This is a genomic window from Robertmurraya siralis (genome assembly GCF_005502275.1).
In the GTDB taxonomy this organism is placed as follows: Bacteria; Bacillota; Bacilli; order Bacillales; family Cytobacillaceae; genus Robertmurraya; species Robertmurraya siralis.
In genome coordinates, this window is record NZ_SWLZ01000001.1 from 429010 (window position 1) to 445864 (window position 16855).

Below are 16855 nucleotides of genomic sequence, written 5' to 3' on the forward strand. Positions count from 1 at the left end.
TTTAAAACACCCTGAATGTTTTCAGGGTGTTTTTTTTTACTAAATGGCTTTGTTAAAAATGATTTTTGTCTTTAATTCGTGTGAAGTGGTGATTTCATGGAATTGGAGAGGCAATGAATCAAAAATCAAGATCGACATATAACAAAGTTTATAAAAAAGGAGGTTCTTTTAATTGAAGCATTTATTAACAACGAACACCTTATCACTAGAAGAAGTGAGAACGATTTTAGAGGATGCACAAGCATTTTCTGAGGGAGCTGTTTGGAAGCCGGAGAAGCAAACTTTTGTTGCCAATCTATTTTTTGAGCCGAGTACGAGAACGAAGTGCAGCTTTGAAGTCGCTGAGAGAAAACTAGGATTAGAAGTTGTCCCGTTTGAAGTAAATGCATCGAGCGTATTAAAGGGAGAAACTCTTTATGACACAATTAGAACCTTACAATCAGTAGGAGTAGAGGCGGTAGTCATCCGCCATAGTATAGATAGTTATTTTGCAGAATTGGAAGAGCAAATTCAAATTCCGATTTTAAATGCTGGAGACGGCTGCGGCCATCATCCAACTCAATCATTGCTAGACCTGCTAACAATCCAACAGGAGTTTGGCCGTTTCTACGGTTTAAAGGTGGCCATTATCGGGGACATCCGCCATAGTCGAGTTGCTCGTTCCAATGCCAATGTTTTAAAGCGCTTAGGGGCAGAGATTGTCTTTTCTGGACCAAAAGAATGGTTTGATGACAGCTTATTGGAGCATGGCCGATACGAGGAGATTGAGCAGGCTATTGTAACTTCTGATGTCGTTATGCTGTTGCGGATTCAGCATGAAAGACATGAGCAGGAGGGGCAAGAGGGGAAGGCGGTGTATCATCAAAAATTCGGTCTCACACTTGAAAGGGAACAAAGAATGAAAGCCGGTAGCATTATCATGCATCCCGCACCGGTTAATCGAGATGTGGAAATTGCGGGCTCGCTCGTTGAGTGTGAACGCTCAAGAATTTTTAAACAAATGGAAAATGGTGTGTATGTACGGATGGCCGTATTAAAACGAGCATTACAACAAGGGGGAAAAGCAAATGTCAATGATCATCAAAAATGGTCTGTTGCTTACTAAAGATGGGGAATTACAAAACAGAGATATATTCATCGAAAATGGGATTATTAAAGAAATCGGAGCATCTCTTTCAACAGAAGCGGATGAACTCATTGACGCTGAAGGACTTCTTGTTGCACCAGGGTTCATTGATTTACATGTGCACCTTCGTGAGCCAGGTGGAGAAAAGAAGGAAACGATTGAAACAGGTACATTAGCGGCAGCTAAAGGTGGCTTTACAACGGTGGCACCAATGCCCAATACGCGACCGGTTCCAGATTCAAAGGAACAATTACAATGGCTGAACAAACGAATTGAAGAAACAGCGGCGGTAAGAGTGCTTCCTTATGCTTCTATAACCATTCGTGAGCTTGGACAGGAGCTGACTAACTTTGCAGAATTGAAAGAGGCAGGAGCTTTTGCCTTTACGGATGATGGCGTCGGGGTACAAAGCGCTGCCATGATGCTAGAGGCGATGAAAAGAGCGGCGGCATTAAATATGCCGATAGTGGCCCATTGTGAAGAAAATACGCTCATTAACAAAGGGGCTGTTCACGAAGGAACTTTTTCAAAAGAACATGGCATTAATGGAATCCCTTCTGTGTGCGAATCTGTACATATTGCCCGTGATGTACTGTTAGCAGAAGCTGCCGGTTGTCATTACCATGTTTGTCATATAAGTACGAAGGAATCGGTGAGAGTTGTACGTGATGCGAAACGGGCTGGTATTAAGGTAACAGCAGAAGTTACACCTCATCATCTATTATTGTGCGAGGATGATATCCCTGGATTAGACCCGAATTACAAGATGAATCCGCCACTTAGAAGCAAAGCGGATCGAGAAGCATTAATTGCAGGTCTACTCGATGGAACGATTGACTTTATTGCAACAGATCATGCTCCCCACACAGCAGAGGAAAAGGGAGAAGGAATGGCGTTGGCCCCATTTGGAATTGTGGGATTAGAAACAGCATTTCCGCTTCTGTATACCTATTTAGTAAAAGAAGGAATTATTACCTTAAAGGAATTGATTGATTATTTAACGGTAAAACCTGCTGAAACTTTTGCATTGCCATTCGGAAGGCTTGAAGTGGGCAAGGCAGCGGATATTACATTAATCGATTTAGAGTATCAGGATAAGGTAACACCAGAAAAATTTCTATCAAAAGGAAGAAATACTCCGTTTACAGGTTGGGAGTGTGCAGGTTGGCCCCAGTTGACAATCGTCGGTGGAAAAATTGCTTACATCAGGGAGAGTGTAGAGGAATGAAAAGGCAATTAATTCTAGAAGATGGTAGCGTCTTTATTGGAGACGGATTTGGCAGCGACAAAAGGACACTTGGAGAAGTTGTATTTAATACAGGAATGACAGGCTATCAGGAAATTTTATCTGACCCATCCTATTGTGGACAGATTGTTACCTTAACGTATCCTCTCATTGGAAATTACGGCATCAATAGAGACGATTTTGAGTCGATAACGCCAGCGATTTCAGGATTTATTGTGAAGGAAGTAGCGGATTTTCCGTCCAATTTTCGCAGTGAAATTTCATTGAATGATTATTTTCTAAGTAAAAATATCCCGGGAATTGCTGGAATTGATACAAGAAAATTAACAAGAATCATTCGGCAGCACGGAACATTAAAAGGAGCCATTTGTCATATTGAAGAAAACGTACAGTCGGTTCTACAACAGTTAAGAGCAACGCCATTAAGAGTCGACCAAGTGAAGCAAGTTTCTACAAAAACAGCTTATCCAAGTCCTGGAAGAGGGAAAAGAGTCGTTTTGGTTGATTATGGGATGAAGCACGGGATTTTACGAGAATTAAACAAGCGAAATTGTGATGTACTCGTCGTGCCCTACAATGTGACAGCAGAAGAAGTACTCGCTTTGAACCCAGATGGAATCATGCTTTCAAACGGTCCTGGGGATCCAAAGGATGTCCCGGAGGCAATCGAAATGATTAAAGAAATGTTAGGAAAAGTACCGATGTTCGGGATTTGCTTAGGACATCAGCTCTTTGCTTTAGCATGTGGTGCCAATACAGAAAAAATGAAGTTTGGCCATCGAGGTTCCAATCATCCAGTAAAGGACTTACGAACTGGGAAAGTGGCGATCACGTCTCAAAATCATGGCTATACGGTAGAAGAGAAATCGATTGTAAATACTCGTTTAGAAGTTACACATATCGCACTTAATGATGGAACGATTGAAGGTTTACAGCATAAAGATGTACCGGCCTTTACCGTGCAATATCACCCTGAAGCTTCACCAGGTCCAGAGGATGCCAATTATTTATTTGACCAATTTATGAGTTTAATAGAATCTGAGGAAAGTGGTGTAAACAAATGCCAAAGCGTACAGATATAAACAGTATATTAGTCATCGGATCAGGGCCGATTGTTATCGGTCAAGCAGCGGAATTTGATTACGCAGGGACACAAGCATGTATCGCCTTAAAGGAAGAGGGATATAAGGTTATACTCGTTAACTCCAATCCGGCAACGATTATGACGGATACTGAAATGGCAGATGTGGTTTATATTGAGCCACTTACACTTGAATTCGTAAGTCGTATTATTCGCAAAGAACGTCCAGATGCAATCGTACCAACATTAGGAGGGCAAACTGGCCTGAACTTAGCAGTTGAATTGGCTAAATCGGGGGTCCTTGAAGAATGTGGGGTTGAAATATTAGGGACAAAATTATCAGCAATCGAACAAGCGGAAGACAGGGATCTTTTCAGAACATTAATGAATGATTTAGGCGAGCCTGTCCCTGAGAGTGAAATTATCCACAATTTAGAAGAAGCATTTCAATTTGTGAAAATGGTTGATTATCCGGTCATTGTCCGTCCTGCTTTTACATTAGGCGGTACTGGTGGCGGAATTTGCCATAACGAAGCAGAGCTGGCTGAAACTGTACAAAGTGGTTTGAAATATAGCCCTGTCACCCAGTGTTTATTAGAAAAAAGCATTGCTGGTTATAAGGAAATAGAATACGAGGTAATGAGAGATGCAAATGACAATGCGATTGTCGTATGTAATATGGAGAATATTGACCCAGTCGGTGTTCACACTGGGGATTCTATTGTTGTTGCGCCTAGCCAAACGCTTAGTGACAGAGAATATCAGCTTCTTCGTAACACATCGTTAAAAATTATCCGTGCTCTAGGAATTGAAGGGGGCTGTAATGTCCAGCTAGCACTTGATCCATATAGCTTTCAATATTACATCATTGAAGTAAACCCAAGGGTCAGTCGTTCTTCTGCATTAGCATCAAAAGCAACGGGTTACCCAATCGCTAAGCTTGCGGCAAAAATTGCGGTTGGCTTGACTTTGGATGAGATGTTGAACCCGATTACAGGAAAAACATATGCAAGCTTTGAGCCTGCACTTGATTACATCGTTACGAAAATTCCACGCTGGCCGTTCGATAAATTTGATTCAGCTAAGCGAAGTTTAGGTACGCAAATGAAAGCGACAGGAGAAGTGATGGCTGTCGGGCGTACATTTGAAGAATCCTTGTTAAAAGCGATTCGCTCATTAGAGGCAGGGGTTTACCATTTAGCCTTAAACGATGCGGATGAAATTAACAACGAATTGTTGGAAAAACGAATCCGAAAAGCTGGAGACGAAAGACTGTTTTATATCGGAGAAGCATTAAGAAGAGGATACAGCATTGAAACGATTCATGATTGGAGTCAAATTGACCTCTTTTTCCTTCATAAAATGGAAAAAATCATCAAGTTCGAACAAAAAATTAGCGACAAGCATTTTGATTTAGAAGTTGGGAAAAAAGCGAAAGAAATGGGCTTTTCAGATATTGCACTCGCAGAAATTTGGAATTGTAGTGAGCTTGAAATTTATGAATGGCGTAAAGAACAAGGTATTTTACCAGTATATAAAATGGTAGACACATGTGCAGCTGAGTTTGAATCTGAAACACCATACTATTATGGTTCATATGAGGATGAAAATGAGTCGATTGTAACGGAAAAGAAAAGTGTCGTTGTGTTAGGCTCAGGTCCAATCCGAATTGGTCAAGGGATTGAGTTTGATTACTCAACCGTTCATGCCGTATGGGCGATTAAGGAAGCAGGCTATGAGGCTATCATTATTAACAATAATCCAGAAACCGTTTCAACCGATTTCAGTATTTCAGATAAGCTTTACTTCGAACCGTTGACGATCGAGGATGTGATGCATATCATCGATTTAGAAAAGCCAGAAGGAGTGGTCGTTCAGTTTGGAGGACAAACGGCGATTAATCTTGCCTCTAAGCTTGTCGAGCGTGGCGTGAAAATTCTCGGAACATCTCTTGAGAATATTGATGGAGCAGAGGATCGTGATAAGTTTGAACATGCACTTTCCCGCTTAAATATTCCGCAACCAAAAGGGAAAACGGCTTTATCTGCCGAAGAAGCAGTGAAAATTGCTGCTAGCATCGGCTATCCAGTGTTAGTTCGACCTTCTTATGTCCTTGGAGGACGGGCGATGGAAATCGTCTATCATGAGGAAGAACTTTTACACTATATGAAAAATGCTGTCAAAATCAATCCGGAGCACCCTGTTCTCATTGACCGCTATTTAACGGGAAAAGAAATTGAGATTGATGCCATTTGTGATGGAGAAACGGTTTTGATTCCAGGAATTATGGAGCATATTGAAAGAGCTGGAGTTCACTCAGGAGATTCGATTGCCGTTTATCCACCACAAAGCTTAACGCAAGAAATTAAAAAAACACTAGTTGACTATACGAAAAAATTAGCAAAAGGTTTAGGAATTATTGGGCTTTTGAATATTCAGTACGTAATCTCAAAAGGGGAAGTATTCGTTATTGAAGTCAATCCTCGTTCAAGCCGAACCGTTCCGTTTTTAAGTAAAATTACGAAGGTACCTATGGCAAACATTGCAACCAAAGTAATTCTTGGTCAAACTTTAAAAGAACAAGGTTATGAATCAGGACTTGTACCAGCGCAATCAGGCGTATATGTGAAAGTACCTGTATTCTCTTTTGCCAAGCTGAGAAGAGTTGATATCACATTAGGGCCAGAAATGAAATCAACTGGGGAGGTTATGGGCAAAGATATTACCCTTGAAAAAGCATTGTATAAAGGTCTAGTCGCATCAGGGATGAAAATTCAATCGCACGGTAATGTCCTGATGACGGTGGCGGACAAAGATAAAGAAGAATCGCTTCAAATTGCCAGAAGATTTGCTTCCATCGGCTTTCAATTAATGGCGACGAGTGGCACGGCTGAATTTTTGCAAACGGCAGGAATTGAAGTGAAAGTAGTTGATAAAATTGGCACAAATGGTCCAGATCTACTGGATGTCATTCGCAATGGCAATGCGCAATTGGTGATTAACACCTTAACGAAAGGAAAACAGCCGGCTCGTGATGGCTTTAGAATCCGTCGAGAGACCGTTGAAAATGGGATTCCGTGCTTCACGTCACTCGATACGGCAGAGGCGATGCTTCGCGTCCTTGAATCGATGACTTTCGCGGCAGAACCAATGGGGCAACAAACGAAAGCACGAGAGGCGGTTTTACTGTGATAGTTAATGAGCATTGTTCCATCGTTTCACAGAGAGAAATAGCTGAAAACATTTATGAGCTCATCCTTCATGGTGAGCTCACCTCTAAAATGAATGAGCCAGGTCAATTTGTTCATGTAAAGGTGGCATCAGGTTATGCCCCATTGCTTCGTAGACCGCTCAGTATCGCACACGTCAACAAGGAAAATCAGGAATTTACATTGATTTACCGAAAAGATGGCCGAGGAACTGCCATTTTGTCTTCAAAAAAGACCTCTGAAACAGTCGATATTCTTGGCCCATTGGGACATGGATTTCCAATTGAGGAAACGAAGGCGGGAGAGACGGCTGTACTTGTCGGAGGGGGGATTGGAGTACCTCCATTATACGAGCTATCCAAGCAGCTTGTGAAAAAAGGGGTAAATGTCAAACATGTCCTTGGTTTTCAAAACCATGCAGCGGTGTTCTATGAAGATAAATTTAAAAGTTTTGGATCAACCTATGTAACGACCGTCGATGGTTCTCACGGTACAAAAGGCTTTGTAACGGATGTCATGAATGAGTTAAGCTTTGATACCATTTATTCTTGCGGACCAACGGCCATGTTAAAGGCAGTAGAAGCCGGGTATGCAACACATAAAAAAGTGTATGTATCCTTAGAGGAAAGAATGGGTTGTGGAATTGGAGCCTGTTTTGCTTGCGTATGCCATACCGCTGACGACCCGTTCGGATTTTCCTATAAAAAGGTATGTACGGATGGACCTGTGTTTAAAGCTGGGGAGGTCGTGCTATGAATCGATTAGAAACCCAGTTACCAGGCTTAAACTTAAAAAATCCGGTCATGCCTGCTTCCGGATGCTTTGGTTTTGGGAGAGAATTTGGTGGTTTATATAATTTAAACGATTTAGGCGCGATTATGATTAAAGCCACGACAGTTGAACCACGCTTTGGCAACCCAACACCTCGGGTTGCTGAAACAGCAGCAGGAATGTTAAATGCGATTGGTTTGCAAAATCCAGGCATTGATGGAGTCATGAATAATGAGCTGCCATGGCTAGAACAGTTTGATGTCCCCATTATCGCCAATGTTGCAGGATCTACTGAAGAAGATTATGTGGAAGTTGCTAAGCGAATTTCCACTGCAGCAAATGTTCAAGCCCTTGAATTAAATATCTCCTGTCCGAATGTGAAAACAGGTGGTATTGCCTTTGGTACGATTCCGGAAGTAGCCAAAAGTTTAACAAAAAAAGTAAAAGAAGTATCGGTGGTTCCGGTATATGTAAAGCTTTCTCCCAATGTTACCAATATTGTCGAGATGGCAAAAGCAGTGGAAGACGGTGGGGCTGACGGACTCACGATGATTAACACACTCCTCGGTATGAGGCTTGATTTGAAAACCGCTAAACCGATTTTAGCGAATAAAACGGGTGGATTATCAGGCCCAGCGATTAAACCTGTTGCAATCCGTATGATTCACGATGTAAGCCAACAAGTGAACATTCCGATCATTGGAATGGGTGGCATTGAATCAGCGGAGGATGTCATTGAATTTTTCTATGCAGGGGCAAGTGCTATTGCTGTCGGAACTGCTAACTTTGTCGACCCTTTCGTTTGTCCAAAAATCATTAAAGACTTACCAGAATTACTCGATCAACTTGGATTTGACCATATTTCTGAATGTACGGGAAGGAGCTGGAATTAATTTGAACCATCCACTGATCGTTGCCCTTGATTTTTCAAATAAGAATGAGGTATTCCAATTTATAGATCAATTTCGAGATGAAAGGCTCTTTGTAAAGGTTGGTATGGAGCTTTTTTATCAGGAAGGTCCTCAAATTATTCAAGAAATAAAGGATAAAGAGCATCAAATTTTTCTCGATTTGAAATTGCATGATATCCCCAACACGGTATACAGTGCGATGAAAGGCTTAGCGAAGTTAGGCTGTGACCTTGTCAATGTTCATGCGGCAGGGGGAAAAGACATGATGATGGCTGCACTTGAAGGACTTGAAGCTGGAACAAAGGCTGGAGAGGTAAGACCCTCCTGTATCGCTGTGACCCAATTGACAAGTACTTCCGAACAGCAAATGAGAAGTGAACAACTGATCGAAGCAACTCTTCAGGAATCGGTTCTCCATTATTCTTTAATTGCACAGGAAGCGGGAATTGATGGGGTTGTTTGTTCATCCCATGAAGTAAAAATAATTCACCACCATTTAGGAAAAGAGTTTCTAACGGTGACACCTGGAATCCGCTTAAACTCCGATCTTGTTCAGGATCAAAAAAGAGTAGCGACACCAGATGAAGCAAGAGAAGCCGGTGTATCGGCAATCGTAGTTGGACGTGGTATTACAAAAGCAGAAAATCCGTACGCAAGCTATCAAGCATATAAACAGGCATGGGAGGGTGTGCGCATATGAAGAATGTCATCGCTGCGAGATTATTAGAAATAGGGGCAGTAGCTTTGAGGCCGGACGAACCGTTCACTTGGTCGTCCGGATTACGGTCACCGATTTACTGTGACAACCGCTTAACGCTTTCTTACCCGCATATTCGTAAGGAAATTGCGAATGGTTTAAAGGACTTGATAGTAGAAAAATTCCCAGATGCTGAGCTTATAGCGGGAACGGCTACTGCTGGAATACCGCATGCAGCTTGGGTAAGTGATCTGCTTGATTTACCGATGTGCTATGTCCGTTCAAAAGCAAAGGGGCATGGTAAGGGGAAGCAAATAGAAGGAAAAGCGTTGAAAGGGCAAAAAGTAGTGGTTGTAGAAGACCTCATTTCTACTGGAGGTAGTGTCATAACAGCAGTTGCTGCATTAAGGGAAGCCGGTTGTGAAGTGTTGGGCGCTGTTTCCATTTTTACCTATGAATTAGAGAAAGGCAGAGAAAAACTTGTCGATGCGGGAGTCAATGCTTATTCACTGTCTGATTTTTCTAGTTTAATTGAAGTAGCAGAGGCAAAAGGCTATATTCAAGAAAAAGATTTAAAGAATTTAACAGAGTGGAAAAAGGAACCTTCTGAGTGGGAGAAGCTTGTCAATTAAAAAAGGCTGGTCAAGAATGTATTAAGTTATTTTTTCAGATAGAACCTGAACCATTGTTGGTTCAGGGTGATACCAATTTTTTCATGTTTTTATTTGTATAAGGGCGTTCTTAAAGGGAATGTCCCTTTTTTTGACTTTTGAAAACAAAAAAGCAGTTAGAGTGATATGAAAAGGCAAAGATTAGATCTGGACTTATTAATAAGTAATAGCTATATTTAATGTTAATATAGTCTAAAAAGGTGATGACTGCCTCACTGGTCATCAAGTTAAATGCACAGACCTTAAACTTATTTAGGTTTGTGTCTTTTTTTCGTTTTGTTTGCTTTCTCCTATTTTTGTTGCTCCTCATGCAATGAAAAACGTAATATTCATTCATAAATGATAAATTTAAGAGTTTGTTAAGAGTTTTCTGCTAAAAATAGGTTGATGAGGTTGGGCAGTAAGAGAGTATTTCAAAAGAAACAATAATTAGCTTTTTTGAAAATAAAGGCATGAATAAAAGAAACCAGTCAAACATTATTCATTGGAGTGATAAGCATGAGTATTTCGACGAGAGATGAAATTGAATTCACTCAGGAAGAATTCTTATTGAACAAAAAACAAATGAAGGTCTTCTTTAATGTTTTAAAAGCAGGGGTTGTACGCTCAAGAATTCCCATTACAGGAGTGTTTTTAACCGTTTGTAGAGATAAGGACTTTACTGCAGAAGATGTAGAACAATTAGAAACGGAGTTGTCTCAGTTTCTATTAAAAAACATTCGCCAAACGGACTTAGTGTCAAAATTAAATCGTGAATTAACTTGGTTTTTAATCCTTTCAGAAAGTGGGGAGGAGGAAGCTGAAGCTTTCCTCAAAAGAATATACTCTCTTCTTCAAACAAAAGAGCATTTTCAAATGAACTCTCTTGGAATGACTGCAAGTATAGCTGAAGTCAATAATCAAGATGTTTCTTTCGAAGAATTATTACAACAAGGACAAGAAAGGTTAGAGGAGTCGGTGAAAAATCGACCTTGGGGAATTGAAAGAATTACTTCTTTTAAGAAAAAGGATTTGGAAATAATAAGAATCAGTGTGTTAGACGAGGATGATTTGTTTCGCTCTATTCTCATAACCTCAATCGAAAACATTTCAGTTAACCCTTTTCAACTAGAGATAAAAGGATTTCAAGATGGTTATGACTTTCTAAACTCAGAATGGTTCCGCTCAGCGCATACCCATATTATTATCATGAATGATATATTGCCGAGAAAAAACGGACTTGAGGTTTTGCATACAATAAGAAAATTACCGAATAATAAAAAATTTATCATCTATATGATGACCAAAAGGAAATCTGAGGAAGAGATGATTTTCGCTTATAAGCAAGGGGTTGATGAATATTTAATGAAACCCTTTAATTTAAGACTGTTTGAAGGAAAGTTAAGAAGAACGATAGAAAGGTTATGGCTATGATTGAACTTTCAATTCGCATATTACTGACAATCACTGTTCTAATGTTTGCTCTCCTACTTGTAGTCATCGCATATTTAATGTTAAAAAGGGGATTGGAAGTTTCTAGAAATAAAAAAAGATGAAGTACATTGAGACAAAACAGAAGGAATGGTATTCGTATTTAATTGAAGATAGAGAGCCTAGCTCCACACTAATCCCTAATAATGAGAGTGAAGTAAAAGCTGTGGAAGAAATATTTTCTTCATATTTATATAATATTTCCGATTCTGAAATCTTAGCAAAAATTAAACTTTTTTCTAATAACTATTTAAAGGAATATTATAGAAGTCGTATAAGAAGCCATAGATGGAGTACTAGAATGAATGCACTTTATCACATATTCGATTTTCAAATGGACGAACTGGTGGAAGAGTGTGAACAGCTTGAAATAAAGAAATTGACACTTCAAGAACAAGTACAATTATTAAAAATATACTCAATCTGCCATAAAGAGGTTTTTATAACAAAGCTTTTGCAGTGTCCTACCACACTTACAGAATATGAATATAAAAAGGTTCTATATAGGCTTGATCCAACAGTTTTAGAACAATTGATTGTGAGAATGGATGACTTGCCTTTGGAATGCCAATATTCTTTAATTGATATTTTGGGAGTAAAGAGGGAACCGCAATATTTATCTTTTTTGGAATCATGTCTTCACAATGATGATGCTGAAATTAGAATTCGTACACTTAAAGCAATTTTTGAAATTGGCATTATCACAGACTTAGATAAATATTTGCCTTTTATTACTTCTCAAATATGGGAAGAACGGCTAATGATGGCCAAATTATTGGGTGCTTTGCCAATATCGATTACTTCATCTTATTTGCAAGAATTACTCGAAGATGAAAATTGGTGGGTCCGAACACAAGCGGCAAAATCCATTGGGCGTAACAAGGATGGAAAGATAGTTCTGCAAAGCTATATAAATAGTTCTAATGATCGATATGCAATTGAAATGGCAAATCAAGTGCTTGGAAAGGAAAGTTAGGAAATGAGTTTTTTTAAGATTTGGGAATTTGTGATGCTTTTTTTCGGGGGCTTAATTCTTGTTTATATGCTGGTAGTGGTCATCTCCTACGGCATCATGCTCCTATTTGCGTTTTTTCAGCTAAGACGTCAGTACAAGTTGGAGAAGCAGGATATAGATGAAGGCTATATCGATTTGTTTTTTTCGAAACCTATTTCCATCATTGTCCCTGCGTTTAATGAGGAAGTAGGGATAATAAATAGTATTCACTCTTTGTTGAGTCTCCGCTATCCTCAAACTGAACTCATCATAGTCAATGACGGTTCAACAGATGGTACTCAGCAAGAGGTAATAAAAGAATTTAAGATGGTCAAAGTTGATGAAATTATTCGTGAGCAAATCCCAACAAAACCGATTAAAAATATTTATCATTCGGAAATCTTTCCCCACCTCTGGTTAGTAGAAAAAGAGAATGGGGGCAAAGCTGATGCATTAAATGTCGGGATTAATTTTTCTAACTATCCTTATTTTTGTTCAGTAGATGGAGATTCCATCTTAGATGAAAAATCTCTATTAAGAGTGATGAAGCCTATTATTCTGGGAAATGGCGATGTGATTGGAGCTGGTGGCAATGTACGGATTGCCAACGGTACGCAAGTTCAAATGGGTACTGTTTTTCAAACGAAGTTGTCAAAAAATTATCTAGTTGTTATGCAAGTCGTCGAGTATATGCGAGCATTTTTAATGGGGAGAATGGCATTAAGTACATTTAATTTAATATTGATCATATCGGGAGCGTTTAGCGTCTTTTCAAAGAAACATGTGGTGGAAGTCGGAGGATATTCAAACCACATGATTGGAGAAGACATGGAATTGGTCGTTAAGCTTCACCGGTATCTAAAAGAAAATAAGATCAATAAGAGGATCGAGTTTGTTCCAGATCCGGTTTGCTGGACGGAAGCGCCGGAAAGCCTATCAGTGCTACGACAGCAGAGACGAAGATGGCATCAAGGTCTGATTGAAAGTATGACAAAGCATAGAAAGATGTCATTCAATTTTAAATATGGTCGAATTGGGTTGATTTCATTTCCACTTTTTTGGATCGTTGAATGCTTAGGACCTCTTATTGAACTGGGAGGCTATATATATGTGATTATCGCTTTTTTTATGGGGGACATCTATTACGAATTTTCGTTATTACTAATCCTTTTATTTGTCATATACGGAACAGTATTTTCTGTTGCTTCCATTTTGCTAGAGGCATGGGCTATGAACACTTACCCAAAAATAAGGGAGGTCTTTGTGCTAATGCTCATGTCACTAACAGAAATTTTTTGGTATAGACCACTCACGCTTATTTGGAGATGTGAGGGATTTATACAGGTTTTATTGAAAAGAAAAGACTGGGGCAGTATGAACCGGGTTGGCCTCTCGAAGAAAGGGATATAAGCATGAGAAAGTTTCTTATTACCGTTTTTTGTTTTCTAGTAATCATGGTGTTGCCGATTTTTTTATGGTTTCTAGAGGATGATAAACAGTTGTCGATTGCAGTGATTGATAAAACGGTTCCAAATGAAACATATCGTGAGCATAAAGGAATTATATGGTTGCTGAATCATTTAAAGTATTCAAAAAAAGACAAAAGTCCATATTCTCTTGTTAATGACTATTACGGTTTCATTCCAGATGATAAACAAAAGAGCTACAAAGTATCCAAACTTCCAAATGACTATTCGAACTATGATGTGATATATATAGCCGATACTTACGGAGTGTATGAGCAGGATCTTCCTTGGTATGAACAAGATCGAAGAGGAGCTCGTTCTGAAAAAATACATGGCGGTTTGACTGAAGAGGAGTGGGGTGCCATCGTAAATCGCTTAAGCCAAAATGAAAAAAGCCTATTGGTTGCCGAGTATAACACTTTCGCTTCCCCAACAAATGAAGAAGTTAGGAAGAAAGTTGCAGACTTTCTAGGCTTGAATTGGTCCGGTTGGACTGGACGATATTTTCAAGAGCTAAACCCCGCAAAGAACAAGGAGATCCCGCAATGGATAGTAGACGAATTTGGGGATTCATGGAGATATGAAGGAGAAGGCTTTATATTAGTTAACGATATCAATTATCAGGTTGTGGTATTGGAAAACAATAAACATTTAAAGGATAAGGGGATTTCTATCCGTTTCACAGATCAGGGCTCTAAACAATTTGGATTAACAAAAAGCCCAAATTATGAATATTGGTTTGATATCGTAACAGCCAAGTCTGGATCGGAAGTACTAGCGGAATATGAGTGGAGCCTTACTGAAGCAGGGATGGAACTTCTGAATGAAAATGAAATCCCAACGGAATTCGCTGCAGTATTAAAGAATGGATACGGTTCAGCAACAACATATTATTTTGCCGGTGATTATAATGATATTGAGCATGTACCCTCTTTTTATCAAATGAAAGGATTACAAGGAGCATACAGTGTTTTAAATACGTTTTCTGATGCAGCATTTTATTGGAAAACTTATGTACCAATGATGACAAGTATTCTTGAAAGTTTTGAGAGTAATAGAAAAAAAGATAATAGTGTTGTTGATATTGATACAGATAAATTGAATTATGGCGCTCGTATCGAAAATAATTCCTTTGAAATACTTAAGGATAATGAATGGGTTCGTATGAGAATTAAGGGAGTAAATTTAGGGATGGGGAAACCTGGATATTTCCCTGGAGAGGCTGCTATTACAGAAGAGGAATATTACCGCTGGTTTGAGCAAATTGGCGAAATGAATGCAAATGCCATAAGGGTGTATACCCTTCATCCACCAGGTTTCTATGATGCATTAAAGCGGTATAATGAGTCTCACGAAGAGAAAATTTACGTATTCCACGGTGTATGGATGAATGAAGAAAAGATAGAGGAATCACTCGATGTTTTTGATAAGGATATTCTTCAAGAATTCCAACATGAGATGAAGAAAATTGTTGACGTTGTCCATGGAAATAACAACGTACAGCCTGAAGCAGGGCACGCTTCAGGGATATACCGCTCAGATATTTCAGAATATGTTATCGGGTGGGTTATTGGGATTGAGTGGTACCCGTATATGGTTTTAAATATGAATGAAGAATACACCTCAATTGGTGACTTTAATGGACAATATTTTGAGACCAAGGATGCAAAGCCTTTCGAACATTGGCTTGCGAAACAATTGGAATTTCTTGTTGATTATGAGATTAAGCACTATCAAGCGATAAGACCGGTAAGCTTTACAAACTGGGTGACAACAGATATTTTGGAGCATCCTGCAGAGCCAAACGAACAAGAAGATTTAGTCGGGGTCAATCCGAATGTTATTTATACCAAAAATGAAATGAATTTGACGAAGCAATTTGCGTCATATCATATTTATCCGTATTATCCAGACTTTTTTAATTTTGAGGAGTCATATCAAACCTATGTCGATCATCGTGGTGAATTTAATAGCTATGCTGCATATTTATCTGAACTGCATGATGCCCATCGAATTCCTATTTTAGTTGCAGAATTTGGTGTTCCGAGTTCAAGAGGATTAACCCATGAAAATCCCTTTGGCTGGAATCAGGGATTTTTATCTGAGAAAGAACAGGGTGAAATTACAAGCCATTTATATGAAGACATTGTCGCTGAGGAACTTTTAGGAGGACTTGTATTTACTTGGCAGGATGAATGGTTTAAAAGAACGTGGAACACGATGGATTATGACAATCCTGATCGACGTCCATATTGGTCGAATGCCCAAACAAACGAACAACAATTTGGTTTGTTAAGTTTTGATACACATAAAATTCAAGTTGATGGAGTAACGGAAGATTGGAAAACGGCACCTATTTACGAAAAACAAGATGGACAATTAAAAGCAATGTATGTTGATCACGATGAACGATATTTATATATTCGTTTGGATATAAATAAAGTAGGGAGCGGGCATCCAGTAATTTTATTAGATGTCGTACCAAATCAGGGAAATCATCATATTGCTCAGTTCAGCAGCCTTTCCTTTAAAAATGGCATTGATTTCTACATTAATTTGGATGAGCATGAATCGAGTATCCGAGTGGATCAATACTATGATTTTTTCCGTTATTTCTATAGCAAGCATTTAAATCTCATCGATGCAAAAGCAGCACAATCAGAGAAAAATACTGGGTTTTTTTCTCCTATTCACTACGCCTTAAATAGAGAATTGTATTTGCCTCAGCAAAAGAAGACCTTACCTTTTGCGTCTTATGAAACAGGCAAATTAAGACAAGGAAACGGGAATCCAGAAGCAGAGGATTACGACTCTTTAGCAGATTATTACATTAGTGAAAACGGTGTGGTAGAAATGAGAATTCCATGGTTATTACTTCAAGCGAAGGACCCTAGTCAGAAGGAATTTATTGGAGATTTATATGCCGATGGGGTGTCGGCTAGTAAGTTTATCAAGGAAATCTTTGCAGGAGTGATGATGGTCGATAAGGAGGGAAGAGTCACAGATGCTTTCCCTTCAGTTGAAGGACAACAGTTAGGAGAAATGAAAGGTTATAGTTGGGAAAATTGGGATATGCCCAATTATAAAGAAAGATTAAAGCAATCTTACTATATTGTGAAGGAAGTATTTGAGAAACATTAATTTCCGGTATTAGAAAGAAATAGAATGAACGAACTCGTTAACTTAGGACGTTCCAAATTTGGAACGTCCATT

The 16855-nt window shown here is 39.1% G+C and carries 12 protein-coding genes; all 12 read left to right on the plus strand.

Annotated elements, in window-relative coordinates; genetic code table 11:
* Positions 1-172: 172 nt before the first annotated feature.
* Entirely contained in the window at positions 173-1105 is a 933-nt protein-coding gene (locus FCJ93_RS02050) for an aspartate carbamoyltransferase catalytic subunit (protein WP_095313028.1), read from the plus strand.
* A complete protein-coding gene (locus tag FCJ93_RS02055) occupies positions 1068-2354 on the plus strand; it encodes a dihydroorotase (RefSeq protein WP_095313026.1) in 1287 nt (428 codons plus the stop codon). The genes FCJ93_RS02050 and FCJ93_RS02055 overlap by 38 nt, the downstream gene beginning before the upstream one ends.
* Entirely contained in the window at positions 2351-3454 is a 1104-nt protein-coding gene (locus tag FCJ93_RS02060; protein ID WP_095313024.1) for a carbamoyl phosphate synthase small subunit, read from the plus strand. Before FCJ93_RS02055 ends, FCJ93_RS02060 begins: the two co-directional genes overlap by 4 nt.
* Complete coding sequence (gene carB / locus FCJ93_RS02065) at positions 3433-6645, plus strand: carbamoyl-phosphate synthase large subunit (RefSeq protein ID WP_137742805.1); 3213 nt, start codon at positions 3433-3435, stop codon at positions 6643-6645. Before FCJ93_RS02060 ends, carB begins: the two co-directional genes overlap by 22 nt.
* A complete protein-coding gene (locus FCJ93_RS02070; protein WP_235879389.1) occupies positions 6642-7418 on the plus strand; it encodes a dihydroorotate dehydrogenase electron transfer subunit in 777 nt (258 codons plus the stop codon). The genes carB and FCJ93_RS02070 overlap by 4 nt, the downstream gene beginning before the upstream one ends.
* Positions 7415-8326, plus strand: coding sequence for a dihydroorotate dehydrogenase (locus FCJ93_RS02075; protein WP_095313018.1), 912 nt, complete (start codon positions 7415-7417; stop codon positions 8324-8326). The genes FCJ93_RS02070 and FCJ93_RS02075 overlap by 4 nt, the downstream gene beginning before the upstream one ends.
* Position 8327: 1 nt before the next feature.
* The gene (gene pyrF / locus FCJ93_RS02080; RefSeq protein ID WP_137742807.1) at positions 8328-9044 is read left to right on the plus strand and encodes an orotidine-5'-phosphate decarboxylase; all 717 of its coding nucleotides are present in this window, start codon (positions 8328-8330) and stop codon (positions 9042-9044) included.
* Positions 9041-9673: an orotate phosphoribosyltransferase gene (gene pyrE / locus FCJ93_RS02085; protein WP_095313014.1), complete on the plus strand. Its 633-nt coding sequence runs from the start codon at positions 9041-9043 to the stop codon at positions 9671-9673. Before pyrF ends, pyrE begins: the two co-directional genes overlap by 4 nt.
* Positions 9674-10210: 537 nt before the next feature.
* Positions 10211-11125 carry a response regulator gene (locus tag FCJ93_RS02090; RefSeq protein WP_095313012.1) on the plus strand — a complete coding sequence of 305 codons (915 nt, stop codon included), beginning with the start codon at positions 10211-10213 and terminating at the stop codon, positions 11123-11125.
* Positions 11126-11348: 223 nt separating this feature from the next.
* The gene (locus FCJ93_RS02095; RefSeq protein WP_170211186.1) at positions 11349-12158 is read left to right on the plus strand and encodes a HEAT repeat domain-containing protein; all 810 of its coding nucleotides are present in this window, start codon (positions 11349-11351) and stop codon (positions 12156-12158) included.
* 3 nt (positions 12159-12161) lie between these two features.
* Positions 12162-13586, plus strand: a complete 1425-nt coding sequence (locus FCJ93_RS02100) for a glycosyltransferase family 2 protein (RefSeq protein WP_137742809.1) — start codon at positions 12162-12164, stop codon at positions 13584-13586.
* Between the two features lie 2 nt (positions 13587-13588).
* Complete coding sequence (locus FCJ93_RS02105; protein WP_137742810.1) at positions 13589-16783, plus strand: hypothetical protein; 3195 nt, start codon at positions 13589-13591, stop codon at positions 16781-16783.
* Positions 16784-16855 lie beyond the last annotated feature (72 nt).